The following is a 26651-nucleotide window of genomic DNA, read 5'->3' as shown; positions in this document are numbered from 1 at the left end:
TCATGAAGGTGGCCATCGCGGGAGCCGGCGCCGTCGGCCGCTCCATCGCCAGGGAACTGCTGCGCGCCGGGCATCGGGTGATGCTGCTCGAGCGCCAGCTCGACCACATCGATCCCGAGGCCATCCCGGACGCGATCTGGGTGCACGCCGACGCCTGCGAACTCGCGCTGCTGGAGAACGCCGGGCTGGAGACCTACGAGGTGGTCATCGCGGCCACCGGCGACGACAAGGCCAACCTGGTGCACAGCCTGCTGGCCAAGACCGAGTTCGGGGTGCGGCGGGTGGTCGCCCGGGTCAACGACCCGCGCAACGAGTGGCTGTTCGACTCGGCGTGGGGGGTCGACGTCGCGGTCTCCACACCGCGGCTGCTCGCCTCGCTCGTCGAGGAGGCCGTCTCGGTGGGCGATCTGGTGCGGCTGATGACGCTGCGTCAGGGCCAGGCCAACCTGGTGGAGATCACCCTGCCCGCCGACACCGCGCTGGCCGGCAAACCGGTGCGCACGCTCACCCTGCCGCGCGACGCGGCCCTGGTGACGATCCTGCGCGGCGGCCGGGTGATCGTGCCGCAGCCCGACGACCCGTTCGAGGGTGAGGACGAGCTGCTGTTCGTGACCTCGGTGGAGGCCGAGGAGGATCTGCGGGTCGCGCTGGCCGACCACGGCATCAAGCCGTAACACCCCGATACGGCTGCTGCGCGCGGGCCGTCCGCGCTCACGCCGCGAGTTCGAGCTGGGCGCGCAGCTTGTTCAGCGCGCGATGCTGCATCACCCGCACCACGCCCGGGCTGGTGCCGATGGCCTCGGCGGTCTGTGCCGCCGACCAGCCGAGCACGATCCGCATCACCAGCACCTCGCGGTGCGCGGGCGCGAGCACCTTCATCAGTTCCCGGGTGGCGGCGCGACGCTCGAGCGCCAGCGCCCACTCCTCCGGGCCGGCCTCCGGGGACGCGGCGTCGGGCACCTCGGCCATCGGGTAGGCGGGGTGCACCTGCGAGCGGCGGAACGCGTCGGCGACCTTGTTGGCGGCGATGCCGTAGACGAAGGCCAGGAACGACTTGCCCTGATCGCGGTAGCGCGGGATCGCCTTGACGGTGGCCAGCAGCACCTCCTGCACCACGTCGTCGGCGGTGACCTGCAAGTGCGCGGTGTTGCCGAGGCGGGCGCCGCAGTAGCGGCGCACCAGCGGGTGCACGGCCCGCAGGATGTCGGAGACCGCGCGCTGGTCACCGGCGGCGGCGGGGCCGATCAGCTGCTCCACCTCGGCGGCGACGCGACGGCTCTCGGTCAGCGCGGGGCTCGCGGAGCTGTGGGTGGCGGTCTGGTGTTCGGTAGCCATGTGTCCGGTCCAATCTCTGGCGATCGTTCACGTTTTCGGTGTCGAGAACGATCGTCTGATGAACCGGGTCGAGCGACCAGGCACCCCAGGGTGGGTCCCACCCTCACCTTGGCGGTGGGCCCGGCCCACCTTCCGGTGCGGTAACCCGCTGGCGGCGCGGGGATCCGGTCAGGCGGCCGAGCGGGCGGGCAGGTGTCCGGCGCGGCGCACCGCCCAGATGGTGACGGCGAAGGCGACCGCCGTCAGCGGCCAGCCCATACCGATGCGGGCGGCGGCCAGCCAGCCGGTGTGGTCGGAGTCGTACAGCTCGGACTGCACCAGGTAGCGGGCGCCGAACACCAGCGCCCAGGTGGCCGTCGCCAGGTCGTAGAGACGCACCAGCGTGCGATCGGTGCGCCAGACCGACCCGTGCCCGTTGAGCGCACCCCAGATCACGCCGACCAGCGGCCTGCGCACCAGGATCGAGGCGAGGAACACGCCCGCGTAGACCAGGCTCGTGTAGATCCCGAACAGGAAGAAGCCCTTGGCCTCGCCCATCCGCCAGGCGATGAACGCGCAGATGCCGACGCCGATGAAGCCGGACACCGCGGGCTGCAGCGGGTCGCGGCGGATCAGCCGCCAGACCAGGATCGCCGCGGCCGCGCCGAGCGCGGCCCAGATCGCGACCGTCAGGCCGGCGAAGGTGTTGACCGGGACGAAGACCACGACCGGCACCGTGGAGTAGATCAGGCCGCTGAAGCCACCCATCTGCTCCAGCAGGGTCTGCTCGGCGGCGCGCTCACGCTCGGCCTCGGCGGGCTCGGTCGGCGGCGCGGGTGCGTCGGTCGGCGTGTCGAGTTCGGCGCCGTGGTCGTGGCTGGATGGCATGCGTGTCAGCTGTTCCCGCGCAATTCGTAGTAGGGGTTGAAGATCACCTTGCGGCCGTCGCGTTCACCGACGCGACCCCGCACCAGGATGTTGCGTCCCGGTTCGATCCCGGGGATGCGGCGGCGGCCGATCCACACCAGGGTGATGGCGTCGGTGCCGTCGAAGAACTCCGCCTGCACGGCGGCGCCCGCGGACTTGGAGCATGCTTCCACGCTCCGGAGCCGGCCGAGCATCGTCGCCTCGTCGCCACGGCGACACTCCGAGACCCGGCACGCGCCCGACGCGTCGGCGGTCTCGGCGAGCTCCTCAGCATCGAGCTGATCGATGTCCTCGGTCAGCCGGCGACTCAGGCGCCGGAAATAACTCGAGGCTGCGGATGGCATGACACGCTCTCCTGCTAGAGCAGATGGCGTGGATCGCACGCCATCGTGGTTGATCGGTGACGACCGGCTGTTGGCCGTACACCGCCACTGTAGATCCCCCGGGGCACCCCCGCTACGCTCGACCCGATGTTCGCCTCCCCACACCGCGTCACCGCAGGTCGGCGGCCCCGCCCCTGCGTCGTCGCGCTGCCCGGTACCGGATCCGACGCCGATTTCGCGCGCCGCGCCTTCGGGCCCGCCGCGGCGGCGCGCGGACTGGCGCTGCACGCGGTCGAGCCCGATCCGCGCGCGGTGGTCGCGAGCTTCCTGGCGGCCCTCGACGCCGCCGCCGCGCGCGGGCCCGTGCTGGCCGCGGGGATCTCCCTCGGCGCGGCGGTCGCCGTGACGTGGGCCGCCGAACGGCGCGCGGACGCGGTGGGCGTGGTGGCGGCGCTGCCCGCTTGGACCGGGCCGGACACCGCCGACTGCCCGGCGGCGCTGAGCGCCGCGTTCACCGCCGAGCGATTGCGCGCCGACGGGCTGGAGGCCGTCGTGGCGCAGATGCGCGCGAGCAGCCCGGCCTGGCTCGGTGCGGCACTGGACCAGTCCTGGCGCGCGCAGTGGCCGGATCTGCCCGCCGCGCTCGAGGAAGCCGCCGCCTACAAGTGGCCCGAACCGCAGCTGCTGGCCGAACTGCGCGTGCCCACGGTGGTGGTGGCCGCCGTCGACGATCCGGTGCATCCGCTGGCGGTCGGCGAGGAGTGGGCCGCCCGCATCCCGGACTCCGCCCTGCACCGCATCACCCTCGCCGAACTGGGCGCCGACCCCGGCGTGCTCGGCCACCGGGCGCTGCCCGCTCTCCTCGACGAACCCGGCATCGGCTGAGGACGCCGCCCGCGCCCGGCAGCGCTCGACCTGCCGCACCGCGGCGACACCGCACCGCCCATCGCGTCGGCGGCTTCGCGCCCACCGCCGAGACGCCGACAGCGCCGCCGGGTATCCGGCGACGCTGTCGCGGGGGTCGTGCTCAGTTCAGGCCGAGCTGCTGCATCGCCGACCCACCGACACCACGGCGGGGCTCCTGCGGCACCGGCTTCGGGGTCGGGGCGGGAGTGGGCGGTGGCGCGGCCTGCGCGGCCATCTGCTGCTGCTGGGCCTGCATCTGCGCCTGATGGGCGGCAGCGAGCTGTTCGGCCAGCTGCTGGGGCAGCACCACCGGCAGCGGATCGCGCACCGGCAGCGGATCGCTGCCGCGCCGCACCACGGTCTCGGACATGATCGCGCGCGCCGCGGTCACCAGCGGCATGCCGTCGGCGGCCGCGCCCGCCGGGCCCGCCGCGACCAGGCGCACCATCCAGCGGTAGCCGTCGACGCCGATGAAACGCAGATCCGCACTCGGCGTCACCGCGTGCAGCTCGCGGCCCCACGGACCGGTCTCCACCGACACCTGGGCACCGTCCTTGCGCAGCGAATCGGCCAGGTCCGCGGCGACGGTGCGCCACTGCCCCGGCGATTTCGGCGCCGCGTAGGCCGCCACGGTGATGCGACCGTGCTCGGTGGCCAGATGCACGGCCTGCGGCGCGCCGTCGGGGGTCATCTCCACCTGGAGCTGCCCGCCCGGCGGCACCGGCAGGATCACCGACCCCAGATCGAGCCGCTGATCGGCGACGTCGGCGAGCAGTTCGGCGACCTCGTCGTAGTCGTAGGGGCCGCGCCGTTCGGGCTCGGGGGCGGCGTGCAGCGGCCCGGACGAGTACTCGCCGTGGCCGGCCACCTCGTCGTAGGCGTCGTCTTCGTAGGCGTCGTCTCCGTAGGTGTCGTCGTAAGCCTCGTCGTACCCCTGATCCGCGTAGTCCTCGTCGTAGGCGTCGGACTCGAATCTCTTGGTGTCGCGCTTCTTCCTGCCGAACATTCCCGTCTCACCCCTCCTGGGCCACCCGGGCCGCGCTCCGCGCGCCCGGGGTCAAGCTCGCATGACCGCCGCTGGACCCGTGGCCACCCGCGCCGCGGGAGGTCTCGTCGAGCTGCTCCACCTCGACGAAGTCCACCAGTTCCACCCGCTGCACGAGCAGCTGCGCGATGCGGTCGCCACGGCGCAGCTCGATCGGCGTACGCGGGTCGTGATTGATCAGGCACACCTTGATCTCGCCCCGGTAGCCCGCGTCCACGGTGCCGGGGGTGTTCACCACCGACAGGCCGGTCTTGGCGGCCAGGCCGGAGCGGGGATGGATCAGGCCGACGGTGCCCACCGGCAACGCCACCGCGATGCCGGTGCCGACCAGCGCCCGCTCCCCCGGCGCCAGCACGACGTCCTCGGTGGTGCACAGGTCGACGCCCGCGTCGCCGGGATGGGCGCGCGTCGGCACGGGGATGCCGGGATCCAGCCGCCGCAGCGGTATCGGTGAAAGTGCGCTCACGGTGGTCGAGCCTACGCGTACCTGGACGGCGCGCCGCCGTGACGGTGACTTACTGTGGAAACGTGTCGGACCAGCCCAACCCGTCGGTGACCGAGCGTCGTGACCCGACCGTGCACACCTATCGCGAGCGCCTCTGGGTGCCCTGGTGGTGGTGGCCGATCGGCCTCGGCGTGGCCGGTCTGCTCGCCGCCGAGATCCACATGGGCGCGCCGGGTCTGCGGGCCTGGTTGCCCTATGCCCTGTTGTTCCCGGTGCCGGTGTGGGTATTGCTGTGGATGAGCAGGCATCGGCTGGAAGTCGCTCCCGACGCCTCGGGGACGCCGGAGCTGCGGGTCGACCGCGCGCACCTGCCGGTGAATTTCGTCGCGCGGGCCGCGGTGGTGGCGCCCTCGGCCAAGAGTGCGGCGCTGGGCCGCCAGCTCGACCCGGCCGCGTATGTGCAGCACCGGCCCTGGGTGGGCCCGATGGTGCTGCTGGTGTTGAACGACCCGGACGATCCGACGCCGTACTGGTTGGTCAGCGCACGTCGGCCCGACCGGGTCCTGGCCGCACTCGGTCTGCCGAGCGCGAGCTGACTGCTCGCGGCGCGCTCGGCGGACACCGATCGTCCGGCCTCGATGTCGATCTCGCCGGCGATCAGGCGGCGCAGTCCATGCAGATCATCTGCCCACCCGCTTCGCTGGCGAGCCTGCTGCGATGGTGCACCAGGAAACAGCTCGAACAGGTGAACTCGTCGGCCTGCTTGGGGATCACCCGAACCGAAAGCACTTCCTCGGACAGGTCCGCGCCGGGAAGCTCGAACGACTCCGCGGTATCGGATTCGTCGATATCCACGACGGCGGACTGTGCCTCGTTACGACGAGCCTTCAGCTCCTCCAGCGAATCCTCCGACACGTCGTCGGTTTCGGTGCGCCTCGGTGCGTCATAGTCGGTTGCCATGTCGTCTTCCCCTCGTCCTTACTCCGTATATCCCGGACCGGCAGCGTCCACGCGGCCGATTCCTGCCGGGAATCGAACGTGAACCCGCACCGCCCCGCCGGTGGTGCACATCACACGTGCGCCGCCCGCGTATCAGGGGTGGATCAGCCTGATCCATACCCGATTGCGCTCGGTAAACGCAGGACATGCCCTACTTGTTCCCGCGACCGACCACCGTTTTCGCCGCTGGTGATTCGATCTGGGCCGCCAGACAATAGCGGACGCGCCGGAAAAAGTCGCAATCAAAACACAGCCGTGGCGAAACCGATCGGGAATCGACATCGGGGGGGCGACTCGTCGAGACCTTGCGCACCGCCGTGCCGCCGTTTTCGTAGAGTGTGCTGGTGGTTTCACTGATCACCGAAGGCAGCGCGACCGATCCGCAGGGTCGCCCGTATCCTCGGCGCCGCCCGCGGCCCTGGCTCGTCATGCTCGGCGTCCTCGCGCTGATCTGCTCGATCGTGTGGATCAAGGCGCTGACGACCGAGGATGCCGACACCGCGGCGATGGCCTGCAACTCCCCCAGCCCGGCCGCCGAGCCCGGTGCCGAGCCCGCCCCCGCCCTCGGGCAGCGGGTCGGTGCGTCCCGGCTCGAGGAGGTCGAGCCCGCGCCGCTGGCCGAGAGCAAGGTGCGCGTGCTCAACGCCAACAACCAGCGCGGCCAGGCCGCCGATGTCGCGTCCCGGCTCGGTGATCTCGGCTTCGGGAGCGCGCCGGGGACGCAGTACGGCAACGATCCGATATACGTCAACGGCGACCTGGAATGCATGGGCCAGATCCGGTTCGGCGTGAACGGCAGGCCCGCCGCCGCGACCGTGCAACTGGTCGTGCCGTGCGCGGAACTCATCGAGGACCAGCGCACCGACGAGACCGTCGACCTGGTGCTCGGCTCGCTGTTCCGCGGCATCCAGCCCAGCAACGACGCCGAGGAGGTGCTGCGGTCGCTGAAGAACCCGGCCCCCGGCGACAGCCCGAAGATCGATATCGATCTGCTGGAGGCCGCGCGCACCGCGCGCTGCTGACACCCCGATTCCCGAGGCCGCGCTCCCGCCGGGGGCGCGGCCTCGGCGCTGTCAGCGGTCCGGGATCGGATCGGTGGCGCCCGCCGCGCGCAGCACCCCGGCGAGTTCGTCGGCGATACCGGGGGCGGCGGCCACCACGAGGTCGCCCTCGGCGCCGGACCGGTGGGCGGCCGGCAGCGTCAGCACCGCACCGGCTTCGGCGGCGATCAGCGCGCCAGCGCCCCAGTCCCAGGCGTTGAGCCCGTGCTCGAAGTAGGCGTCGACCCGGCCCGCGGCCACGTGGCACAGGTCGAGCGCGGCGGCGCCGAAGCGGCGGATGTCGCGCACCTGCGGCAGCACCCGGGCGATGATCTCGGCCTGCCGCGTCCGCCGGTGTCTGCCGTAGGCGAAACCGGTGGCGACCAGCGCCAGGTCCAGCGAGTCCGCGGCCGAGCAGTGCAACCGTTCGGCCGGGCCGCCGGCGGTGTGCGCGTGCGCGCCCGCCCCGAGCCCGGCGCTGTAGGTGACCTGCCGGGCGACGTCGACGACCGCGCCCGCGACGGACCGGCCACCCCGCATCGCCGCCACCGAGACGGCGTAGCCGGGGATGCCGTAGAGGAAATTGACGGTGCCGTCGATCGGGTCGACGACCCAGTGCACCGCGCCGTCGTCGGCGCCCAGGCTGCCGCCGCCCTCCTCGCCCAGCACGGCTTCGCCGGGGCGATGCCGGGCCAGCAGGCCGCGGATCAGTTCCTCGGTCTCGGTGTCGACCACGGTGACCGGGTCGGTGGCGTGGCCCTTGGTCCGCACCGCGTCGGCGGCCTCGGCGTCCGGGCCGAACACCTCGGGGCGGCGGGCGCGCACATGGTCGGCGGCGCGTTCGGCGAGTTCGACGGCCGTGCGGCGCAGCTCGGCGACGGCTGCGGGGGATTCGGCGGCTGCGGGGGATGCGGGGGATGCGACGGTGGGTTCGGCTGCTGACATTCTCGAGTGCGGCACGTCTCCATGGCATCACAGATCGTCCCCGGCAGCACAGGTCCCGCCGCCGCGGTCGCCACGGCGCACGCTTACCCTTGTGCGGCACGACACCGGACGCGGCGATCGGCCATAATCGCCTGTCATCACTCGGCCAGCAACCAGAACGAGGGGTTAAGTCATGTCCGCTCGGGGGCACGCATTCGGGATCGATATCGGTGGCAGCGGCGTGAAGGGCGCCGCCGTCGACCTGGCCACCGGCGAGCTGGTGCACGACCGGATCAAGATCGCGACACCGCAGCCGTCGACCCCGCACGCGGTCGCCGACGCGGTCGCCGAACTGGTCGCCAAGGCCGACTGGGACGGCCCGGTCGGCATCACTCTGCCCGCGGTCGTGCTCGACGGCATCACCCGCACCGCCGCCAACATCGACAAGAGCTGGATCGGCACCGACGCCCGCGCCCTGTTCTCCGCGGCGCTGGGCGGGCGCCCGGTGACGGTGCTCAACGACGCCGACGCGGCGGGGCTGGCCGAGGACCGCTACGGCGCGGCAAAGGAATTCACCGGCCTGGTGCTGCTGCTCACCTTCGGCACCGGCATCGGCTCGGCCCTGCTCTACCACGGCACCCTGGTGCCCAACACGGAGCTGGGCCACCTCGAGATCGGCGGTATGGAGACCGAGCACCGTGCCGCCGCCTCGGTGAAGGACCGGCTCGGCCTGAGCTACCCGCAGTGGGCGGCCGAGGTCAGCACCGTCCTGGTGGGACTGGAGAATCTGTTCTGGCCGACGGTGATCGTCGCGGGCGGTGGCATCAGCCGCGACGCCGATCAGTGGATTCCCTTGTTGACCAATCGCACTCCGGTGGTGGCCGCGCATCTGAAGAACACCGCGGGTATCGTCGGTGCGGCGATGGCGATCGAGTCCGGCCTGGTGCCCTGAGCCGGGCTCGGCACGGTGCCGATCGCGCGTGGCCGTCCGGTGGCGCGAATCCGCAGGACCGGCGCGCGGGTAGTCGGCATCGTGCCATGGGTACCCTGGTCGGATAGTTACAATGGAACATGCCCGGCGGAGAGCCGGCGCCCGACCGGCCCTCCGCCGGTGAAACCCGACAGACCGCTCCGCCGGAACACCACTCTGGCGTGACGCCGCACGAGACCGTCACGAAAGGGCGTACGTGGTAGCCACGACCCGTCAGACCGCCGGTTCGGCCGACGCCGACTCCGAAGAACCCACCGCAGCACGGCCGGTCCGCAAGGCTGCCGCCAAGAAGGCCCCGGCCAAGAAGGCCGCAGCGAAGAAGGCACCCGCCAAGAAGGCCGCGGCCAAGAAGGCGCCTGCGAAGAAGGCCACCACCAAGAAGGCCGGCCCCGACGGCGAGCCCGGCGCGGACGAGCCCATCGACGAGGAGGCCATCGACCTCGAGGATCTCGACGATCTCGAGGTGGACGAGGGCGACCTCGCCGACGACCCGGAGATCGCCGAGGCCGCCGAGGAGCCCGCCGAGGACGAGGAGGCCGAGGAGGAGCCCTCGGCCGCCGACAAGGCCTCCGGCGACTTCGTCTGGGACGAGGAGGAATCCGAGGCGCTGCGGCAGGCCCGCAAGGACGCCGAACTCACCGCCTCGGCCGACTCGGTGCGCGCCTACCTCAAGCAGATCGGCAAGGTGGCGCTGCTCAACGCCGAAGAGGAGGTCGAGCTCGCCAAGCGGATCGAGGCCGGCCTGTACGCGGCCGAGAAGATGCGCGAGTTCGCCGAGTCCGGCGAGAAGCTGCCGGTGGCCATGCGCCGCGATTACAACTGGATCGTGCGCGACGGCAACCGCGCCAAGAACCACCTGCTCGAGGCGAACCTGCGCTTGGTCGTCTCGCTGGCCAAGCGCTACACCGGCCGCGGCATGGCGTTCCTGGACCTGATCCAGGAGGGCAACCTCGGCCTGATCCGCGCGGTGGAGAAGTTCGACTACACCAAGGGCTACAAGTTCTCGACCTATGCCACCTGGTGGATCCGCCAGGCCATCACCCGCGCGATGGCCGACCAGGCCCGCACCATCCGCATCCCGGTGCACATGGTCGAGGTCATCAACAAGCTCGGCCGCATCCAGCGCGAGTTGCTCCAGGACCTCGGCCGTGAGCCGACGCCGGAGGAGCTGGCCAAGGAAATGGACATCACGCCGGAGAAGGTTCTCGAGATCCAGCAGTACGCGCGCGAGCCGATCTCGCTGGACCAGACCATCGGCGACGAGGGCGACAGCCAGCTCGGCGACTTCATCGAGGACTCCGAGGCCGTGGTCGCGGTCGACGCGGTGAGCTTCACCCTGTTGCAGGATCAGCTGCAGTCGGTGCTGGAGACGCTGTCCGAGCGCGAGGCGGGCGTGGTGCGGCTGCGCTTCGGCCTCACCGACGGCCAGCCGCGCACCCTCGACGAGATCGGCCAGGTCTACGGAGTCACCCGGGAGCGCATCCGGCAGATCGAGTCGAAGACGATGAGCAAGCTGCGCCACCCCAGCCGCTCCCAGGTGCTGCGCGACTACCTGGACTGAACGCGGACCGCGATCGATCGGCGCCCGGCGGGAATCCCCGCCGGGCGCCGTCGTCGTCTCCGGGACGGACGTGATCGAGACCACTTTTCGGGGCGGCACTTTCGGCGTCCTCGCGAGCTGGTCTGCCGTACAGTCTGTCGCAATTCAGTTCGTCATCGCCGGGGGTCTCGGCCCGGCTCTGGGGTAACACGTGCTCGACATTCACCACTTCACCTACGGGTGGTTGACACCCCTGCTCGCCTACGTCATGTCCTTCACCGGTTCCCTGCTGGGGTTGCAGTGCGCGGTGCGCGCACGCTCGGGCGAGGGCCGGATCGGCTGGCTCGTGCTGGCCGCGTTCGCGATCGGCGGCACCGGCATCTGGGTCATGCATTTCATTGCCATGCTGGGCTTTTCGATCGACGGTGCGCAGATCCGCTACGACGTGCCGCTGACTCTGCTCAGCGCGGTCACCGCGATCGTGGTGACCGGAGCCGGCCTGTTCCTGGTGGTCCGGCCCACACCGTCGCGGGCGGCGCTGTGCGGCGGCGGCGCGGTCACCGGCCTCGGTGTGGCGGCCATGCACTACTCGGGCATGTTCGCGCTGCGCACGGATGCCACGATCGGCTATCACGCCGCGCCGGTCGTCCTCTCCCTGCTCGTCGCGGTCGGCGCGGCGACCGCGGCGCTGTGGTTCACGCTGCGGGTCAACGGGTTTCTGAGCACCGCGGGCGCCGCGGCGATCATGGCGCTGGCGGTGTCGAGCATGCACTACACCGGGATGGCGGCGGTCCACGTCGAGCCGGGCCACCGGCACGGGCCGCCGAGTGGCGCGGGCGCGATGCAACTGCTGGCGCCGCTGATCGTCGGCATCAGCATCGTCACGATGTTGCTGCTCATCGCGGTGAGCCTCACCTCGATCGAGCGGACCGTCGAGCTGCCGCCGCTGCGGCCGGTGGCGGTGCGGCCCGCCGCCGACGATTTCGCGACCGGGCCGCTGCCGGTGGTGCGAGCGCAACCCGCACCCGAGCCGGTACCCGCCCCACCGGTCGCGGCGGTCGCGCCGCCGTCGAGCACGCCGTACTGGCCGACGACCGACGACATCCGCCGCGCCCGCCGTTGACGCTCACAGCGCGGGGGCGCGCCGCCGTTGCGCGAACCCGGCCACCGGCTCCACCACCCGGGCCGCGACCGGCCCCAGCACCGCCATCAACAGCACGTACGCCGAGGCCAGCGCCGCGAGCCTGCCGTCGACCGCGCCCATCGTGACCGCGAGTCCGGCGATGACGATGGAGAATTCGCCGCGCGCCACCAGTGCCGCACCCGCCCTGGCCCGGCCCATCCGGCGGATGCCCTGCCGCCGCGCCGCCCACCACCCGGTGCCGATCTTGGTCAGCGTGGTCAGCACCGCCAACGCCACCGCCCACCCCAGCACCGGCGGGATCGCACGCGGGTCGGTGTTGAGGCCGAAGGCGACGAAGAAGATCGCCGCGAACAGATCGCGCAGCGGTTCGAGCAGCTTCACCGCCTGGTGGGCGGTGGAGCCGGAGATCGCGATGCCGAGCAGGAACGCGCCCACCGCCGCGGAGACGTTGAGCGCCGAGGCGGCCCCGGCCACCAGCAGCGCGGCGCCGAGCAGCTTCAGCAGGAACACCTCGTTGTCGGGGCTGTTGACCAGGGCCGACACGTAGCGGCCGTAGCGCAGCGCGACCACCAGCACCAGCGTCACCGTCACCAGCGCGATGCCCAGCGCCTTCATGCCGCTGAAGAAGCTCAGCCCGGCCAGGATGGTGGTGAGGATCGGCAGGTACACCGCCATCGCCAGATCCTCGAACACCAGGATCGACAGGATCACCGGTGTCTCGCGGTTACCGAGCCTGCCCAGATCGTTGAGCACCTTGGCGACGATCCCGGAGGAGGAGATGTAGGTGACCCCGGCCATGGTGATCGCGCCGGTGAATCCCCAGCCGAGCAGCAGGGCCACCAGCGCACCCGGGGTGGCGTTGGCGACCAGGTCGAACAGACCCGCCGCCCACGATCGGCGCAGCCCGGTCACCAGCTCGGCCGCGGTGTATTCGAGACCGAGCAGCAACAGCAGCAGCACCACACCGATCTCACCGGCGAGGTGACTGAACTCGCCCGCCGAATGCAGTTCGGTGAAACCGCCGGAACCGAAGGCGAGCCCGCCGAGCAGATACAACGGGATCGGCGACATGCCGATCCGCATCGCCACCCGCCCGAGCAGCCCCAGAGCGAACAGGACAGCGCCGAGCTCGAGCAGCCCGAGCGCGGTACCGCTCACCGGGTCATCCGTGGGTGAGAATCTTCGCGGCGGCGTCCAAGCCGTCGGGTGTGCCGACGACGACCAGGATGTCGTCGGCGGCGAAGGTGAAGTCGGGACCGGGCGAGGCGTGCAGCTGACCCGAGCGCATCGCCGCGACGATCGAGACCTTGGTGCGGGTGCGCATCTGGGTCTCGCCGAGGGTGCGTCCGGCGTAGGGGGAATCCTCGCCGATCGGTAGCTGACGGGTGGTGATGCCGGGCAGGTCCCGGTGGTCGGCGCGCAGCTTCTCCACCAGCTGGGGCGCGCCGAGCAGATTGGCCAGCACCGCCGCCTCGTCGGTGGTCAGCGGGACCTGGGCGGCGCAGGCGTCGGGGTCGTCGGCCTTGGAGACGATGAGGTCGATGCCACCGTCCCGGTGGTCGACCACGCCGATCCGGCGACCGGACCGCGCCTCGAAGTCCTTGCGTACCCCGATCCCGGGCAGTGCGGTGACATCGACGTTCACACCCACCAGCCTAATCCGCGCCGTCGAGCGGAGCGAATGTCCCGTCCGCCGCGGGTCGCAGCTGGTGTACCGCGGTGACCGCGGCCAGAGGCAGCGGGCCGTAGAGGTGCGGGAACAGCATGCCGGCCGGGTCGTCGGGCAGCCCGGGTTCCCAGCGGATGGGCGCGGTCACGCGGCGGGTGTCGATGTGCAGGACGACCAGATCCTCGCGACCGGCGAACAGACGGTTTGCCGGCAGGTGCGCCTGGGCGGGTGCGGACAGGTGCACGAAGCCGATCTCGTCGAGCGAGGCGGGCCGGTACTCGCCGGCCGCACGCGCCCGTGTCCACTCCGCGGAACTACAGAGGTGAACGAGAGTGTGAGTGTCGTAGCGCACGGGTAGTCTCCCATCAGACCAACTGGACAGGCGTCAATCACGGGGTGATCGAGGGTGTTTCGATCGGGGACCGGGTGTGTTCGCCCTGGGCGGAAATCCCAGGTCGTGTTAGAGAAAACACACTGAATCCCACTCGGGAACAATCCCCGCGGCGCGAACGTCTGACAGAGTAGTCATACCACTGCTGGGAAGTAGCGGTAGCGAGCTCGTGGTGAGTGACCACGAGCCCCACACCAGGTGAACGGACTGTAGTGCCGGGAGCCAGGACGGAGGAGTCATGCCAGGAACCCTGACTAGCACCCCACTGACCGCGGTCGATCGTTGCGACCGTTGCGGGGCGGCTGCCCGTGTGCGCGCAGTGCTGCCCGCAGGTGGCGAGTTGCTCTTCTGCCAGCATCACGCGAACGAACACATGGATCGGCTGCGTGAGCTCGACGCCGTGATCGATACGGAATCGGCTCCCGCTCTCTGAGTTCTCGCGTCCCGACACAACAGCATCGAACAACAGAAGATCGTCTTCCCCGACAGCGGGCGACTCCGGTCGCCCGCTGTCGTGGCTTCCGGGCCAGGCGGTTTCCGACGGCCCGCACGAAATGTGATGCGCGTCACCATGTCCGGTGCACGGCTATCACTCCAGATCGGCGAGGATGCCGTCGACGAGCTTGGCCAGGCCGAACGCGTAGGCCCCGTCCGGGTCGGCGGGCGCCTGATACTGCTCGCCGACAGCCGCGCCCACCCGCGCCGAGAGCGGGAACTCCGCGACGGGCATCACCCGCGTCAGCTCCGGGCCGAAGCGCTGCCACCACTGCTCGTCGCTGAGTTCGCTGGTCTCCCGGGCCGCGGCGACCGCGAGGCGCGCGTTGCCGGTGGCGAAATCGGTGAGCACCGCGATCACCCGATCCATCTCCGTATCCGACAGTCCGATCCCGTCGATGGCGGCGAGCTGGCGTTCGTAGCGCCGCAGCCGCCCCGGGCCGAGCACCAGCCGCCACGGCGGCACCTCGAGCAGCCACGGGTGCGCGAGGATCTCCGCGCGCACCAGATCGGCGATCGCGGCCATCCTGGCCCGCACCGGCAGCTCGGCCGGAATGGGTGGATCCTGTGCGGCGACGGCGTCGACCATGAGGACGGTCAGCGCCTCCTTGCTCGGCACGTAGGTGTACACGCTCATCGGCCGGAGCCCGAGATCGGCGGCGATGGCGCGGATGGAGACCTTGTCGTAGCCCTCGCGGTCGGCCAGGGCGACGGCTGCGGCGATCACCTCGTCGACGGTGACCGTGGGCTTGGGGCCGCGGGTGGTGGGGCGGCCGGGCATGCGGTGCCGCCACAGCAGGGCCAGCAGCTGCCGGGCCTCGTCGGGGCTGTCCTGACGCACGGGTCTCCTCGGGAGCGGTTCGGGAACAAAAGCCGTACGGTGTACGTTGTCCAGGGTACCCGCTGCTCCGACGATCCCTCCGGGAGGCTGTTCTGCCCGCGACACAGGCCACCTATCTCCCCGACCGGCACATGTTCGCGCTGTGGACCTGGTCCGGGCGCGTGCCCGGCGCCGCACCGGCCCGGACGGGCGACCGCGAACGGCTGCCGCTGGCCGTACCCGACCCGGCCCGGCGCCACCTCACCGTCACCGAGGTGGACTGCGCCCTGGTGACCCCCGCCGAACTCGCCGCCCTGCCGTCCCGGAGCGTCGCGGCGTCCGCCGCCGCGTGGCAGCGCGTCCTGCGCGGCGAGGAACCGCCGCTGCCGGTCGCCGCGCACGCGGTGCCCGACGCCGTCGGCGAGGCGGTGATCGCACCGGGGCGGGCACTGCGGGTGCTGCGCGAGACCGAGGCGCGCACCGCGGAACTGGCGACGACGCTGCGTGCGGACCTGCGCACCTACCAGGCCCGCGGGGTCAGCTGGTTGCACGAGACGGTCGCCGCGCACGGCGGCGCCGTGCTGGCCGACGAGATGGGGTTGGGAAAGACGGTGCAGGCCATCGGTTTCCTGCTCGGTCGTGCCGACGGCCCGCAGCTGGTGGTGTGCCCCACGTCGCTGGTCGGCAACTGGGTGCACGAGATCGAGCGTTTCGCCCCCGGCCTGCGCGCCCGGAGCTGGCGCGGCGGCGCCCCGGCGGCCGAACCCGGCACCGTCCTGGTTGCGGGCTACCCGACGCTTCGGCTGCACGGTGCACAGTTGTCCGGGATCTCTTGGCGCAGTGTCGTTTTCGACGAGGCGCAGGCGTTGAAGAACCCGCGCACCCAGGTGTCCAAGGCGGCCCGCGCGCTCACCGCCGCGGCGAAGGTGGCGCTGACCGGCACGCCGGTGGAGAACCACCTCGACGAACTGTGGGCACTGCTCAACCTGGTGACCCCGCGACTGTTCGCCCATCGCACCCAGTTCCGCCGTCGCTACGTACGGCCGATCGAGGAGGGCTCGGTGACGGCGGCCGCGCGCCTGCGGGCGGCCGTCGAACCGGTGGTGCTCGCGCGCAGGAAGAGCCAGGTCGCCGCCGCGCTGCCCGCCAAGATCCACACCGACCTGCTGTGTGATCTCACCGAGGAACAGCAGCGCGTCTACGACACGCTGCTGCAACGCGCCGTCGACGACGGGTTCGGCGCGGGCCCGCAGCGCCAGAGCCGCGTGCTCGCCGCGCTCACCGCGCTCAAGCAGGTGTGCAACCACCCGGGCCTGGTCACCGGCGAACTCGATGAACTGGCCGGACGTTCCGGCAAGCTCGACCTGTGCACCGACATCGTCGCGGCCAACCTCGACAACGCGGCCCCCACCCTGATCTTCACCCAGTACCGCGGCACCGGCGAGTTGCTGGTGCGGCATCTGCGTGAGCAGTTCGGCCTGGCCGCGCCGTTCTTCCACGGCGGACTGAACCAGACCGAGCGCGCCCGCATCGTGCGCGACTTCCAGTCACCGGACGGGCCACCGGTACTCGTGCTGAGCCTGCGCGCCGCGGGTACCGGGCTGACCCTGACGCGGGCCGCCGACGTCATCCATTTCGATCGCTGGTGGAATCCGGCGGTGGAGGCGCAGGCCTCCGATCGCGCGCACCGCATCGGACAGACTCGCACCGTCACGGTGACCACCCTGACCTCGGGCACCACGGTCGAGGAGCACATCGCGGGCATGCACGACCGCAAATCCGCGCTCACCGACCTGTCGGACACCTCCGGCCTGGCCGCGCTGGCCGCTCTCGACGACGAGCAGCTGATCGAGATCCTCCGACGGAAGCGGGAGAACTGATGGCGGACAACGAATTCGGCTACACCCGGTGGGGTATGGACTGGGTCCGGCTCGCCGAACCGCTGCGGCAGACCCGGCCCGACTCGCTGCTGCCGCGCGCCCGCAGCATCGCCCGCAACCACGGGGTGACCGCGGAGATCGAGGGCCGTATCGTGCGCGCCCACATCCATCGCGGCGGCCGGGCCTCGGTCACCCACGTGGAGGTGGCGCCGATGGCGCGGGCGACGGTCACCGCACTGGCCGGTCTGTGCCCCGACCCGGCGATGCTCACCGACGACACCCACCGCGCGGTGCTCGAGGCGGGCGGTGACCCGGCTCCGGTCCTGGCGAGCACGGACTGTTCGTGTTCGGCACGCAACCCGCGCTGCGTGCACCTGCTGGCGGTGCTGTACGACATCGCGCGGCGCGTCGACGAGAATCCCGGCCTGGCCGTGGCCTTGCAGGGCTATTTCGACGCCGAGCGCGGCGCCGAGGCGGAAGCCCCTGCGCCACGCTGGATTCCGCTGCACACACTGGACCCCGCCGGGTACTTCGAACCGGCCTGAACCCGGTCGCCCCCGCTCAGGCGTTGGTGCCCCCGTCGACGGTCAGCACGGCGCCGGTGATACTGCGCCCGGATTCCCCGGCCAGGTAGGCGACCGCCGCGGCGATGTCGTCGGCGGCGCCGAACCGGCCGAGTGCGGTGAGACCGACCTGGGCCGCCGCGTGATCACCGTCGGCGGGATTCATGTCGGTGTCGGTCGAACCCGGCTGGACCAGGTTCACCGTGATGCCGCGCGGGCCGAGTTCCCGGGCCAGCGCGCGGGTGAAGCCGTTGAGCGCCGACTTGCTGAGGTTGTAGAGCGTGATCCCGCCGAACGGGGCCCGCTCGGTGAGGTTGGTGCCGATGCCGATGATCCGGCCACCGGCGCCCATGTACCGCACCGCCGCCTGCGCGGCGAGGAAGGCCGCCCGGGCGTGCACGTGCAGCGCCTGGTCGACCTCGTCGAGGGTGAACTCCTCGAAGGGCTTGCTCGGGAAGATGCCCGCATTGTTGACCAGGATGTCGAGGCCGCCGTGGGCCTCCGCGGCACGGTGCACGGCCTCGGTGACGGCGTCGGGGTCGGCGCTGTCGGCGTGGATCGCCAACGCGTTGCGACCTGTCGTCTCGATGTCGGTCACCACCTGCGCGGCGGCCGATCGCGCGGTGCGGTAGGTCAGCGCGACGTCGGCGCCCTCGGCCGCCAGCCGGCGCGCGATCGCCGCCCCTATCCCCCGGCTACCTCCGGTGACCAGTGCCTTCTTGCCTGCCAGACCCGTCATCGGGACCCCTCACTATTTCTGTGTCGATCAATACATAAATAGCTGACCACGCCGGCGCCCCGTCGCCAAGAGGTATATTTAACGGTCGATACAGAAAGGAGGCACGGGTGGCCGATCGCGGACGTCCCCGCAGTTTCGACCGGGTCGAGGCATTGCACGCGGCGATGAAGGTGTTCTGGGAACACGGCTACGAGGGCACCTCGATGAGCGACCTGACCGCCGCGATGGGCATCAATTCGCCCAGCCTGTACGCCGCCTTCGGCGACAAGGAGTCGCTGTTCCGCGCGGCGATCGAGTTGTACGGCACCACCTTCGGCAACTACACCGCCCGGGCGCTGCGCGAGGAGCCGACCGCCCGCGCCGCCGTCGAGGCCATGCTGCGCGACAACGCCGCCGCCTACACCCGCGACGATCTGCCGCACGGCTGCATGGTCGTGCTCGCCGGGTCGACCTACACCACCCGCAACACCGCCGTGCGGGACTTCCTCGTCGAGAAGCGCCGCGAGACCACCGAGGACATCCGCCGCAGGCTCGAACGCGGTGTCGCCGAAGGGGATCTGGCCCCCGGCACCGACACCGCCGCGCTCGCGGTCTTCTACACGACCGTCCTGTACGGGCTGTCCGTCCAGGCGCGCGACGGCGCCACGGCGGCGGAACTGAACGAGGCGATCGACCGCGCCATGGCCGCCTGGCCCTGATTCACTTACGGCGCAGGGCGGCGATGCGTTCGTGCAATTGCTCGGCGGTCGCCAACGCCGTGGGCGGCCCGCCGCATTCGCGGCGCAACTCGCCGTGGATCACCCCGTGCGGCTTGCCCGTGCGGTGATGGTGCATGGCGACGAGGCTGTTGAGTTCGCGGCGCAGCTCCCCCAGCCGATCGGCGGTGGCCACGCGCTCGGCCGCGGCCGCGACCTTCGGGCCCGCGGGCTCGGGAGCCTTCGCCGACCGCTCCGCGACCTGGCGGGATTGCCGCTCGCGCAGCAGCGCCCGCATCTGCTCGGCATCGAGCAGGCCGGGGATCCCGAGGTAGTCGGCCTCCTCGTCGCTGCCGGCGAAGGTCGCTGTGCCGAACGAGGATCCGTCGTAGATCACCTGGTCGAGTTCGGCGTCGGCGGCCAGCGCGACGAACTTGCGCTCCTCCTCGCCCGGCTCGTCCTTCTGCTTGGCGGCATCGGTGAGCAGATCGTCGTCCAGGCCGGTCTTCTCGCGGTGCGGCTTGCCGATGACGTGGTCGCGCTGCACCTCGAGCTGGGCCGCCAGATCCAGCAGCACCGGCACCGAGGGCAGGAACACCGAGGCCGTCTCGCCGGGCCTGCGTGCACGCACGAACCGGCCGATCGCCTGCGCGAAGTACAGCGGGGTCGCCGCGCTGGTCGCGTAGACGCCCACCGCGAGCCGCGGCACGTCGACGCCCTCGGACACCATGCGCACCGCGACCATCCACGGCTCGGTGTTCGCGCTGAACTCGGCGATGCGCTTCGAGGAGGTGGGGTCGTCCGACAGCACCAGCGCGGGCTTGCGGCCCGAGATGTGTTCGAGCAGTTCGGCGTAGTCGCGCGCGCGTTCCTGGTCGGTGGCGATCACCAGGCCGCCCGCGTCGGGCATCCCGGACTCGCGCTTCTGGCGCAGCCGGATGTCGGCGGCGCGCAGCACCGCCGAGATCCAGTCACCGGCCGGATCCAGCGCGGTGCGCCAGGCACGGGCGGTCTGCTCGGGGCTCAGCGGCTCGCCCAGGCGCGCCGAATGCTCCTCGCCCGCGCTGTCGCGCCAGTGCGCGTCACCGGAGTAGGCCAGGAACACCACCGGGCGCACGACGCCGTCGGCGAGCGCCTCGGCGTAGCCGTAGGTGTGATCGGCGCGCGACTTCGGGAAGCCGGATTCGTCGGGTTCGTAGGTGACGAACGGGATCTGGCTGTCGTCGGAGCGGAAGGGCGTACCCGTCAGCGCCAGCCTGCGAGTGGCGTCGCCGAATGCCTCGGCGACGGCGTCGCCCCAGCTCTTGGCGTCACCGGCGTGGTGGATCTCGTCCAGGATCACCAGCGTGCGACGGTTCTCGGTGCGCACCCGGTGCCGGGTGGGATGTGCGGCCACCTGGGCGTAGGTGACCACGACGCCGTGGTAATCACCGGAGGTGCCGCCGGTGGAGTTGGAGAAACGGGAGTCGAGCTGGATACCGCTGCGCGCCGCCGAGGCGGCCCACTGGTGCTTGAGATGCTCGGTGGGCGCGACGACGGTGATCTGGTCGACCGTGCGGTCCGCCAGCAACTCCGCGGCGACCCGCAGCGCGAAGGTCGTCTTACCGGCTCCCGGGGTGGCCACCGCCAGGAAGTCGCGCGGCTTGGTGGCCAGGTACTTCGTCAGGGCGCGTCGCTGCCACGCGCGGAGCGATCCGCCCCCGGCAGCCTTCGCCGCATCGCCATCCGAACCGGTCACGGACCAAACAGTAGCGGCACGCGGCGGCGTGTCGCCAAACCGACGCGGCCCTGCGACTCGCGTCACAGGACAGCCGCCGTTCCCATCCCAGCCACCGACACGACAGGCCGGTGGCCCTGTGCGGCGCGGGTGAGTGCGGGATGCTGGAGGCACCATGACCCAGGACAGCCCGCCCGCGAGCGACCCCGCCGCCGACGCCGAGATGCACGGCGGCGGCGCGGGCGCGCCGACGCATCCGCCGGGCGCGCTCGGCCCCCGGCTGCGGCACGCGGGACGGCAGACCCGCCGGGTGGTGGTGCGGGTGGCGAGCAAGGCGTGGGCCGATTCGATCTTCGCCAAGTCGGCGACCGCGGCGTTCTGGCAGACGCTTTCGCTTGCTCCGCTGTTGCTGGGTCTGCTCGGCAGCCTCGGCTATGTGGGCGGCTGGTTCGGACCCGACACCGTCGGGATCGTCGAATCGAAGATCCTCACCTTCAGCCGGGACCTGTTCAGCGAGGCGGTGGTGAGCGAACTCATCCAACCCACCGTCACCGATGTGCTCGGCCGGGGGCGCGGCGCGGTCGTGTCGGTGGGATTCGTGCTCTCGCTGTGGGCCGGATCCTCGGCGATGGCGACCTTCGTCGACGCGATCGTGGAGGCGCACGACCAGCAGGACGCCCGGCATCCGGTGTGGCAGCGGGTGTTCGCGCTGCTGCTGTATGTGCAGTTCCTCGTCGCGGCGGTGTTCATCCTGCCGCTGGTGGCGCTGGGACCGAGCCTGATCGGGCGCATCCTGCCTGGCGCGTGGCGCGAGCCGGGACTGCGGCTGGTCGACTCGTTCTACTACCCGGCGGTCGGCCTGCTGCTCATCGTCGGGCTGACCACCCTGTACAAGGCGGCGCTGCACCGCTCGCTGCCGTGGCACCGGCTCTTCGGCGGCGCCCTCGTGGCCGGGGTGTTCTTCATGGCGGCCAGCGAAGGGCTGCGCCGGTATCTGTCCTGGGTGACCGCGACCGGCGTCAGCTACGGCGCGCTGGCCACCCCGATCGCCTTCCTGCTGTTCACGTTCTTCCTCGGCTTCGCGGTGATCCTCGGCGCCGAGTTCAACGCCACCGTCCAGGAGTTCTGGCCGGCCCGCGCCACCCGCATCGAGCAAATGCGCGAGTGGCTGGCCAACCAGGTGCGCGGCGAGACAGCACCGGAACCGGAGGAGCCCACCGAGGACGACGCGGACGCGCGGCCCGAGGGACTACCCGCGCCGGGCGGCGAAGCCACCTCGCCACTGCACAGCGCGGGCTGAGATCGCCGGGTCAGTCGCCCTTGCGCAGGGTCTCGTAGACCTTCTTGCATTCCGGGCAGACCGGCGAGCCGGGCTTCGGCGAGCGGGTCACCGGGAACACCTCGCCACACAGCGCGACCACCATCGTGCCCATCACGGCGCTCTCGGCGATCTTGTCCTTCTTCACGTAGTGGAAGAACTTCGGGGTGTCGTCGCCCGTCGTCTCGTCGGTCGTCGTATCCGGGCGAACCAGGGTGTCGGTACTCACGCCTTCCATGATGCCGCATCATCGCCGCCCCGGCCGACCTCGGTGTATGCGCCCGGCCCCGGAGAGTGCAAGACTCGTGGGTATGCAGCAGCACGGCGACGCCCCCGACGCCGACGCCGGCGGCCGCGGCGATCGCCACGGCCCCGCGGCGCCCACCGCCCGCTCCCGCGGCTTCTTCCCGGGCAGACAGGCCGACCATCCGGTGCTCATCACCGAGGCGGCGCCCTCGCTCGAGGATCAGCATCGAGCCCGGGTGCGGCGCTACACGATCCTCATGGCGTTCCGCATCCCGGCGCTGGTGCTGGCCGCGATCGCCTACAGCGTGTGGGGCAACGCCCTGATCTCGCTGCTGATCATCGGCGCCTCGATCCCGTTGCCGTGGATCGCCGTGCTCATCGCCAACGATCGCCCGCCGCGGACCAAGGACGAGCCGAGCCGCTGGGACCGGCCGCGGCCCGCGATCGAGTCGCGCCCGCACAACGCCATCGACGGCTGAGCACCACCCCGGTCGGCTCGACACCCGCGGGCCCGGTTTCCTACTGTGGCCGGGACCACGGGCGCGCGGCGCGCGCCCTCGGACAGGGAGAGACCATGATTCGCTGGGTCTGGGCGTTCCTGGACCGTCCCGCGGCACGCTTCGACGCCTGCGTGCGGTTCTGGTCCACGATCACCGGCACCACCCCCTCGGCGCGGCGCGGCGAGCACGAGGAATTCCTCACGCTGCTGCCCGATCCCGCCCATTTCGCCGCCGCGGGCATAAAGATGCAGTCGGTGTCCGGTCTGGGCGGCACGCACCTGGACTTCGACGTCGACGACATCCCCGCCGAGGTGCGCCGCGCACTCGGCCTGGGCGCCGAACTCGTCGCGAACCACCCCGACTACGCGGTGCTGCGCTCGCCGCGCGGCCAGACGTTCTGCCTCACCCCCGCCGGGCGCGCCCAGGGCAGGCCCGCCCCGGCCTTCACCGCACCGGACGGCACGCGTTCCCGGTTGGACCAGGTCTGCCTGGACATCGGCGCCGACGACCATCCGCGCGAGACCCGGTTCTGGCGGGAACTGACCGGCTGGGAGTTCAGCCACGGCCGGTTGCCGGAGTTCTCCCGGCTGCGCCCGCCTGCGCCGATGCCGGTGCAGCTGCTGCTGCAGCGCCTCGGCGAGAACCGCGCCACCCGGGCGCACATCGACCTGGCCTCCGCCGACATCGCGGCCACCGCCGCCTGGCACGAAACCCTCGGCGCCACGGTGGTCGAGCGCTTCGAGCACTGGATCGTGCTGCTCGACCCGGCCGACGTCGCCTACTGCGTCACCGGGCGCGACCCCGACGGGGTGTGATCGGCGGGCCCGCCCCGGTGGCAGCGCTCCCCGGTGGCAGAGTTACCGCCGTGCACACCGACCGAACCACCACCGGATCCCTGCTCACCGCGCTGTGCCCGGATCTGCGCACCGCGCTGACCCGGGTCGGCTACGACGCCGACACCCTGCTCGAGGTGCTCGGCGCCGACGTGCACGCCGCACTGGGTCGCTCGGAGCCGGTGCCGGTGCGCCGGGCCGCCCGCCGGGCCGGTGACCTCGGCACCGTGATCCGGTTGCTGCTGCTCGGTGACGCGCTGCCCGAGCGCGAGGTCGCCGCCGCGCTCGCGCCGGTCGACATCGACCGGGCGGTCGCCGCGGGCCTGCTCGCCCGCGACGGCGACGAGGTGCGCGCCGCGCTCGATCTGCGCCCGCTCGACGCCGGGGCGGGCAATCGCTGGGTGCTGTCCGACCTGGACGACTCGATGCGCCGGCGCACGCTCACCGAGGACCACGTGCTCGGCGTCGGCCACGCCTCGCTGTCGCTGCTGCGCGCCACCCCCACCCGCCGGGTCGGTTCGGTGCTCGACCTCGGCACCGGCTGCGGCGTCCAGGCCGTGCACGCCGCCTCCTACGCCGACCACGTCACCGGCACCGACGTCAACCCGCGCGCGCTGTGGCTGGCCGAGGCGACCGCGGCCCTCAACGAGCTCGATATCGAGCTGGTGGCGGGCTCGTGGTTCGAGCCGGTGGCGGGGCGGCGGTTCGACCAGGTGGTGGCCAATCCGCCGTTCGTGGTGGGTCCGGCGCGCGTCGAACACACCTACCGCGACTCCGGCCTGGCGCTGGACGGGGCGAGCGAACTGGTGGTCGGGCAAGCGCCCGGCCTCCTGAACCCCGGCGGTACCGCGGCGATGCTCGCGGCCTGGGTGCACGTCGACGGGGAGGACTGGCGCGCGCGGGTCTCCTCCTGGCTGCCCGCCGAGGGCGTGGACGCCTGGGTCGTGCAGCGCGACGTCGCCGACCCGGCCCTGTACGTGGGCACCTGGCTGCGCGACGCCGGCCTCGACCCGCGCGACGCCGCCGCGCAGGCCCGCGCCGAGCAGTGGCTCGATGCCTTCGCCGCGGCCGACGTGTCGGGCATCGGCTTCGGATTCGTCTATCTGCGGGCGATCGACGGGCCCACCGAAGTGCTGGCCGAGGATCTGACCCACGGCTTCGACGATCCGCTCGGCGACGAGGCGACCCGGTACTTCGAACGCTCGGCCTGGTTGCGCGACGTCGCCGCCGATCCCACCCGCGCCTGGTCGACCCGGTTCGAGGTGGACCCCAACACCGCGCTGGAACGGGTCTTCCTGCCCGGTGCGGACGGCTGGCGCGAGCACGTGGCCCGCCTGCACCGCGGCGACGGGCCCCGCTGGCAGCACGAGGTGGACGAGGCGACGATCGCGCTGGTCGCGGGAATGCGGCCGGACGGCCTGGCGTTGTACGACCTGATCGAGCTGCTGGCGCTCGGCCGCGGTGCCGAGGTGAGCCCGCAGTTCGCAGCCGATGCGCTCGCCGTGGTGAGCGGACTCGTGCGGCACGGTCTGGTCCGCCCGGTCCGGTAACCGACCCCCTCCGTTCGGGCGGGACGCACAGCGATCGGCGGCCGTCGCGCATGAGCCGGGACCACCCGGGTATGCGTCGGCGGAGGCATCGGGCAGGGAGCGTTCCCCCGGGTGGGGGTTCTCAGGAACTTCTCAGACGCTGGTGACGAAAGCCGCAGCTCAGCGCGGTTTATCACGGTGTGCACGGGGAACTTTCTCCCTGTCGGGTCCGTTGTTCGGAGTGAGACACCACCGACAGGAGGCAAGTCATGACCAGCCCCGCCACCACTCGAGTGCGCGCCAGCGATTCGGACCTCGACGCCCAGAGCCCTGCCGCCGACCTGGTACGTGTGTACCTGAACGGGATCGGTCGCACCGCGCTGCTGACGGCTGCCGACGAGGTCGAGCTGGCCAAGCGCATCGAGGCGGGCCTCTATGCCCAGCACCTGCTGGAGACGAGCAAACGGCTGTCGGCCGCGAAGAAGAAGGACCTCGCGATGATCGTGCGCGACGGTCAGGCCGCCCGTTCCCACCTGCTCGAAGCCAACCTGCGGCTCGTGGTTTCGCTCGCCAAGCGCTACACCGGGCGCGGCATGCCGCTGCTCGACCTGATCCAGGAAGGCAACCTCGGCCTGATCCGGGCCATGGAGAAGTTCGACTACACCAAGGGCTTCAAGTTCTCGACCTACGCCACCTGGTGGATCCGGCAGGCCATCACCCGCGGCATGGCCGATCAGAGCCGGACGATCCGGCTCCCGGTCCATCTGGTCGAGCAGGTGAACAAGCTCGCTCGCATCAAGCGCGAACTGCACCAGCAGCTGGGCCGTGAGGCCACCGACGAAGAACTGGCCGCCGAATCCGGCATCCCGGTGGAGAAGATCGCCGATCTGCTCGACCACAGCCGCGACCCGGTGAGCCTGGACATGCCGGTCGGCAACGACGAGGAGGCGCCGCTGGGCGACTTCATCGAGGACTCCGAGGCCACCTCGGCCGAGTCCGCGGTGATCGCCGGCCTGCTGCACCATGACGTGCGCAGTGTGCTCGCCACCCTCGACGAGCGCGAGCAGCAGGTCATCCGGTTGCGTTTCGGCCTCGACGACGGCCAGCCGCGCACCCTGGACCAGATCGGCAAGCTGTTCGGCCTGTCCCGGGAGCGGGTCCGCCAGATCGAACGCGAGGTGATGGCGAAGCTGCGCAAGGGTGAGCGGGCCGATCGCCTACGGGCCTACGCCAGCTGATCCTTACTCTCCCCCACGGCCAGACGCCGGACGTGTGCGCACACGTCCGGCGTTCTTTGTCTCGGGCCACGTCTCGGTCTCGGGGCCACGTCTCAGGCGGGATCGACCTGGACGTCGTAGTTGACGGTCTCGTCCTGCACCGAGGTGACCGTGACGGTGAGGCCCAGGGTGTCGCCGCCCGCGGTGAGCGTGCAGCGCATGGTGTTGCCGACCTCGCCCTCGAGATCGCCCGGGCAGTCGATGGTGTCCGGTTCCTGGCCCACCTGCTGGGTGAGGGTCTCCTTGACCGAGCGCTCCAGGTCGGCTTCGGCGACGGAGGGGGTGTCGTTCCCGATCTGAACCGCGCAGCCCGCCGCCGAGAGGCAGGCGAAGGCGATCAGTCCGGCGACGCGGCTGGCTTTCATGGGGCACGACCTTCCT

The 26651-nt window shown here is 71.5% G+C and carries 31 protein-coding genes; 16 read left to right on the top strand and 15 right to left on the bottom strand.

What is annotated here, in order from left to right; genetic code table 11:
• The first annotated feature begins 2 nt into the window (after nt 1–2).
• Complete coding sequence (locus tag AMO33_RS00755) at nt 3–674, top strand: potassium channel family protein (protein WP_011210280.1); 672 nt, start codon at nt 3–5, stop codon at nt 672–674.
• 37 nt (nt 675–711) lie between these two features.
• Here the strand turns inward: AMO33_RS00755 and AMO33_RS00750 are convergent, their stop codons facing one another.
• The 3 genes from AMO33_RS00750 to AMO33_RS00740 form a co-directional block, all read right to left on the bottom strand.
• Nucleotides 712–1335 (bottom strand): sigma-70 family RNA polymerase sigma factor, encoded by a 624-nt coding sequence (locus tag AMO33_RS00750; protein ID WP_011210281.1) that lies wholly within the window; start codon nt 1333–1335, stop codon nt 712–714.
• Nucleotides 1336–1503: 168 nt separating this feature from the next.
• Complete coding sequence (locus tag AMO33_RS00745) at nt 1504–2202, bottom strand: DUF3159 domain-containing protein (RefSeq protein ID WP_081433217.1); 699 nt, start codon at nt 2200–2202, stop codon at nt 1504–1506.
• Nucleotides 2203–2207: 5 nt separating this feature from the next.
• Nucleotides 2208–2585 carry an OB-fold nucleic acid binding domain-containing protein gene (locus AMO33_RS00740; RefSeq protein ID WP_011210283.1) on the bottom strand — a complete coding sequence of 126 codons (378 nt, stop codon included), beginning with the start codon at nt 2583–2585 and terminating at the stop codon, nt 2208–2210.
• Nucleotides 2586–2711: 126 nt separating this feature from the next.
• On the opposite strand from AMO33_RS00740, the gene AMO33_RS00735 reads away from it, so the two are divergent.
• Entirely contained in the window at nt 2712–3449 is a 738-nt protein-coding gene (locus tag AMO33_RS00735; RefSeq protein ID WP_060589792.1) for an alpha/beta fold hydrolase, read from the top strand.
• 142 nt (nt 3450–3591) lie between these two features.
• Here the strand turns inward: AMO33_RS00735 and AMO33_RS00730 are convergent, their stop codons facing one another.
• Both AMO33_RS00730 and dut read right to left on the bottom strand, forming a co-directional pair.
• Nucleotides 3592–4476 (bottom strand): DUF3710 domain-containing protein, encoded by an 885-nt coding sequence (locus AMO33_RS00730; RefSeq protein ID WP_060589790.1) that lies wholly within the window; start codon nt 4474–4476, stop codon nt 3592–3594.
• Between the two features lie 7 nt (nt 4477–4483).
• Entirely contained in the window at nt 4484–4981 is a 498-nt protein-coding gene (gene dut, locus AMO33_RS00725) for a dUTP diphosphatase (RefSeq protein ID WP_060589788.1), read from the bottom strand.
• Between the two features lie 62 nt (nt 4982–5043).
• Between dut and AMO33_RS00720 the strand changes: the two genes are divergently transcribed.
• Entirely contained in the window at nt 5044–5556 is a 513-nt protein-coding gene (locus AMO33_RS00720) for a DUF3093 domain-containing protein (protein WP_050768101.1), read from the top strand.
• A 61-nt stretch (nt 5557–5617) separates the two neighbouring features.
• On the opposite strand, the gene AMO33_RS00715 is transcribed toward AMO33_RS00720, so the two are convergent.
• Nucleotides 5618–5920 carry a DUF4193 domain-containing protein gene (locus AMO33_RS00715; RefSeq protein WP_011210288.1) on the bottom strand — a complete coding sequence of 101 codons (303 nt, stop codon included), beginning with the start codon at nt 5918–5920 and terminating at the stop codon, nt 5618–5620.
• A 383-nt stretch (nt 5921–6303) separates the two neighbouring features.
• Between AMO33_RS00715 and cei the strand changes: the two genes are divergently transcribed.
• On the top strand, nt 6304–6981 hold the full coding sequence (gene cei / locus AMO33_RS00710) for an envelope integrity protein Cei (protein ID WP_060593220.1): 678 nt from the start codon (nt 6304–6306) through the stop codon (nt 6979–6981).
• 51 nt (nt 6982–7032) lie between these two features.
• On the opposite strand, the gene AMO33_RS00705 is transcribed toward cei, so the two are convergent.
• Nucleotides 7033–7944: an inositol monophosphatase family protein gene (locus AMO33_RS00705; protein WP_082668540.1), complete on the bottom strand. Its 912-nt coding sequence runs from the start codon at nt 7942–7944 to the stop codon at nt 7033–7035.
• Nucleotides 7945–8116: 172 nt separating this feature from the next.
• Here AMO33_RS00705 and ppgK point away from each other — a divergent pair, with 172 nt between their 5' ends.
• From ppgK to AMO33_RS00690, 3 genes are all read left to right on the top strand, one after another.
• Entirely contained in the window at nt 8117–8875 is a 759-nt protein-coding gene (ppgK, locus tag AMO33_RS00700; RefSeq protein ID WP_060589787.1) for a polyphosphate--glucose phosphotransferase, read from the top strand.
• 235 nt (nt 8876–9110) lie between these two features.
• Nucleotides 9111–10475, top strand: a complete 1365-nt coding sequence (locus tag AMO33_RS00695) for an RNA polymerase sigma factor (RefSeq protein WP_011210292.1) — start codon at nt 9111–9113, stop codon at nt 10473–10475.
• Between the two features lie 190 nt (nt 10476–10665).
• On the top strand, nt 10666–11577 hold the full coding sequence (locus AMO33_RS00690; protein ID WP_060589785.1) for an MHYT domain-containing protein: 912 nt from the start codon (nt 10666–10668) through the stop codon (nt 11575–11577).
• Between the two features lie 3 nt (nt 11578–11580).
• Here the strand turns inward: AMO33_RS00690 and AMO33_RS00685 are convergent, their stop codons facing one another.
• From AMO33_RS00685 to AMO33_RS00675, 3 genes are read right to left on the bottom strand one after another with little or no spacing between them, the layout of a single operon-like run.
• Nucleotides 11581–12756: a cation:proton antiporter gene (locus tag AMO33_RS00685; protein WP_011210294.1), complete on the bottom strand. Its 1176-nt coding sequence runs from the start codon at nt 12754–12756 to the stop codon at nt 11581–11583.
• 4 nt (nt 12757–12760) lie between these two features.
• Entirely contained in the window at nt 12761–13243 is a 483-nt protein-coding gene (locus tag AMO33_RS00680; protein WP_041561178.1) for a cation:proton antiporter regulatory subunit, read from the bottom strand.
• A gap of 10 nt (nt 13244–13253) precedes the next feature.
• Nucleotides 13254–13619, bottom strand: coding sequence for a DUF952 domain-containing protein (locus tag AMO33_RS00675; RefSeq protein WP_060589783.1), 366 nt, complete (start codon nt 13617–13619; stop codon nt 13254–13256).
• Between the two features lie 277 nt (nt 13620–13896).
• On the opposite strand from AMO33_RS00675, the gene AMO33_RS32405 reads away from it, so the two are divergent.
• Complete coding sequence (locus tag AMO33_RS32405; RefSeq protein ID WP_036538000.1) at nt 13897–14091, top strand: DUF7455 domain-containing protein; 195 nt, start codon at nt 13897–13899, stop codon at nt 14089–14091.
• A gap of 156 nt (nt 14092–14247) precedes the next feature.
• On the opposite strand, the gene AMO33_RS00665 is transcribed toward AMO33_RS32405, so the two are convergent.
• Entirely contained in the window at nt 14248–14994 is a 747-nt protein-coding gene (locus AMO33_RS00665) for a TetR/AcrR family transcriptional regulator (RefSeq protein WP_011210297.1), read from the bottom strand.
• Nucleotides 14995–15125: 131 nt separating this feature from the next.
• Here AMO33_RS00665 and AMO33_RS00660 point away from each other — a divergent pair, with 131 nt between their 5' ends.
• The gene (locus tag AMO33_RS00660; protein WP_060589781.1) at nt 15126–16853 is read left to right on the top strand and encodes a DEAD/DEAH box helicase; all 1728 of its coding nucleotides are present in this window, start codon (nt 15126–15128) and stop codon (nt 16851–16853) included.
• Nucleotides 16853–17398: an SWIM zinc finger family protein gene (locus tag AMO33_RS00655; RefSeq protein ID WP_011210299.1), complete on the top strand. Its 546-nt coding sequence runs from the start codon at nt 16853–16855 to the stop codon at nt 17396–17398. The genes AMO33_RS00660 and AMO33_RS00655 overlap by 1 nt, the downstream gene beginning before the upstream one ends.
• Before the next feature lie 16 nt (nt 17399–17414).
• Here AMO33_RS00655 and AMO33_RS00650 read toward each other — a convergent pair whose 3' ends face one another.
• Complete coding sequence (locus tag AMO33_RS00650) at nt 17415–18155, bottom strand: SDR family NAD(P)-dependent oxidoreductase (RefSeq protein WP_060589779.1); 741 nt, start codon at nt 18153–18155, stop codon at nt 17415–17417.
• 107 nt (nt 18156–18262) lie between these two features.
• Here AMO33_RS00650 and AMO33_RS00645 point away from each other — a divergent pair, with 107 nt between their 5' ends.
• A complete protein-coding gene (locus AMO33_RS00645) occupies nt 18263–18853 on the top strand; it encodes a TetR/AcrR family transcriptional regulator (RefSeq protein ID WP_011210301.1) in 591 nt (196 codons plus the stop codon).
• Between the two features lies 1 nt (nt 18854).
• On the opposite strand, the gene AMO33_RS00640 is transcribed toward AMO33_RS00645, so the two are convergent.
• The gene (locus tag AMO33_RS00640) at nt 18855–20588 is read right to left on the bottom strand and encodes a DEAD/DEAH box helicase (protein WP_011210302.1); all 1734 of its coding nucleotides are present in this window, start codon (nt 20586–20588) and stop codon (nt 18855–18857) included.
• Between the two features lie 154 nt (nt 20589–20742).
• Between AMO33_RS00640 and AMO33_RS00635 the strand changes: the two genes are divergently transcribed.
• Nucleotides 20743–21867 carry a YihY/virulence factor BrkB family protein gene (locus AMO33_RS00635; RefSeq protein WP_107103070.1) on the top strand — a complete coding sequence of 375 codons (1125 nt, stop codon included), beginning with the start codon at nt 20743–20745 and terminating at the stop codon, nt 21865–21867.
• A gap of 10 nt (nt 21868–21877) precedes the next feature.
• On the opposite strand, the gene AMO33_RS00630 is transcribed toward AMO33_RS00635, so the two are convergent.
• On the bottom strand, nt 21878–22114 hold the full coding sequence (locus AMO33_RS00630; protein ID WP_039825726.1) for a DUF3039 domain-containing protein: 237 nt from the start codon (nt 22112–22114) through the stop codon (nt 21878–21880).
• Between the two features lie 82 nt (nt 22115–22196).
• Here AMO33_RS00630 and AMO33_RS00625 point away from each other — a divergent pair, with 82 nt between their 5' ends.
• The 4 genes from AMO33_RS00625 (at nt 22197) to AMO33_RS00610 (ending at nt 26231) form a co-directional block, all read left to right on the top strand.
• Entirely contained in the window at nt 22197–22610 is a 414-nt protein-coding gene (locus tag AMO33_RS00625) for a DUF3099 domain-containing protein (RefSeq protein ID WP_011210305.1), read from the top strand.
• 95 nt (nt 22611–22705) lie between these two features.
• A complete protein-coding gene (locus tag AMO33_RS00620; protein ID WP_011210306.1) occupies nt 22706–23446 on the top strand; it encodes a VOC family protein in 741 nt (246 codons plus the stop codon).
• A gap of 50 nt (nt 23447–23496) precedes the next feature.
• On the top strand, nt 23497–25014 hold the full coding sequence (locus AMO33_RS00615; RefSeq protein WP_060589777.1) for a DUF7782 domain-containing protein: 1518 nt from the start codon (nt 23497–23499) through the stop codon (nt 25012–25014).
• 248 nt (nt 25015–25262) lie between these two features.
• Nucleotides 25263–26231, top strand: a complete 969-nt coding sequence (locus AMO33_RS00610) for a sigma-70 family RNA polymerase sigma factor (RefSeq protein WP_011210308.1) — start codon at nt 25263–25265, stop codon at nt 26229–26231.
• 92 nt (nt 26232–26323) lie between these two features.
• Here AMO33_RS00610 and AMO33_RS00605 read toward each other — a convergent pair whose 3' ends face one another.
• On the bottom strand, nt 26324–26635 hold the full coding sequence (locus AMO33_RS00605; protein WP_041561181.1) for a DUF4333 domain-containing protein: 312 nt from the start codon (nt 26633–26635) through the stop codon (nt 26324–26326).
• Between the last annotated feature and the right edge of the window lie 16 nt (nt 26636–26651).

This window comes from Nocardia farcinica, from assembly GCF_001182745.1.
Lineage (GTDB): Bacteria > Actinomycetota > Actinomycetes > Mycobacteriales > Mycobacteriaceae > Nocardia > Nocardia farcinica.
This window is presented reverse-complemented; position numbering and strand designations above follow the sequence as displayed.

Excerpts from the sequence above, each read along its gene's own strand:
- AMO33_RS00755 (WP_011210280.1), top strand. The coding sequence starts at position 3 with ATGAAGGTGGCCATCGCGGGAGCCGGCGCCGTCGGCCGCTCCATCGCC.
- AMO33_RS00750 (WP_011210281.1), bottom strand. The coding sequence starts at position 1,335 with ATGGCTACCGAACACCAGACCGCCACCCACAGCTCCGCGAGCCCCGCG.
- AMO33_RS00745 (WP_081433217.1), bottom strand. The coding sequence starts at position 2,202 with ATGCCATCCAGCCACGACCACGGCGCCGAACTCGACACGCCGACCGAC.
- AMO33_RS00740 (WP_011210283.1), bottom strand. The coding sequence starts at position 2,585 with ATGCCATCCGCAGCCTCGAGTTATTTCCGGCGCCTGAGTCGCCGGCTG.
- AMO33_RS00735 (WP_060589792.1), top strand. The coding sequence starts at position 2,712 with ATGTTCGCCTCCCCACACCGCGTCACCGCAGGTCGGCGGCCCCGCCCC.
- AMO33_RS00730 (WP_060589790.1), bottom strand. The coding sequence starts at position 4,476 with ATGTTCGGCAGGAAGAAGCGCGACACCAAGAGATTCGAGTCCGACGCC.
- AMO33_RS00715 (WP_011210288.1), bottom strand. The coding sequence starts at position 5,920 with ATGGCAACCGACTATGACGCACCGAGGCGCACCGAAACCGACGACGTG.
- AMO33_RS00705 (WP_082668540.1), bottom strand. The coding sequence starts at position 7,944 with ATGTCAGCAGCCGAACCCACCGTCGCATCCCCCGCATCCCCCGCAGCC.
- ppgK (WP_060589787.1), top strand. The coding sequence starts at position 8,117 with ATGTCCGCTCGGGGGCACGCATTCGGGATCGATATCGGTGGCAGCGGC.
- AMO33_RS32405 (WP_036538000.1), top strand. The coding sequence starts at position 13,897 with ATGCCAGGAACCCTGACTAGCACCCCACTGACCGCGGTCGATCGTTGC.
- AMO33_RS00660 (WP_060589781.1), top strand. The coding sequence starts at position 15,126 with ATGTTCGCGCTGTGGACCTGGTCCGGGCGCGTGCCCGGCGCCGCACCG.
- AMO33_RS00655 (WP_011210299.1), top strand. The coding sequence starts at position 16,853 with ATGGCGGACAACGAATTCGGCTACACCCGGTGGGGTATGGACTGGGTC.
- AMO33_RS00650 (WP_060589779.1), bottom strand. The coding sequence starts at position 18,155 with ATGACGGGTCTGGCAGGCAAGAAGGCACTGGTCACCGGAGGTAGCCGG.
- AMO33_RS00635 (WP_107103070.1), top strand. The coding sequence starts at position 20,743 with ATGACCCAGGACAGCCCGCCCGCGAGCGACCCCGCCGCCGACGCCGAG.
- AMO33_RS00625 (WP_011210305.1), top strand. The coding sequence starts at position 22,197 with ATGCAGCAGCACGGCGACGCCCCCGACGCCGACGCCGGCGGCCGCGGC.
- AMO33_RS00620 (WP_011210306.1), top strand. The coding sequence starts at position 22,706 with ATGATTCGCTGGGTCTGGGCGTTCCTGGACCGTCCCGCGGCACGCTTC.
- AMO33_RS00610 (WP_011210308.1), top strand. The coding sequence starts at position 25,263 with ATGACCAGCCCCGCCACCACTCGAGTGCGCGCCAGCGATTCGGACCTC.
- AMO33_RS00605 (WP_041561181.1), bottom strand. The coding sequence starts at position 26,635 with ATGAAAGCCAGCCGCGTCGCCGGACTGATCGCCTTCGCCTGCCTCTCG.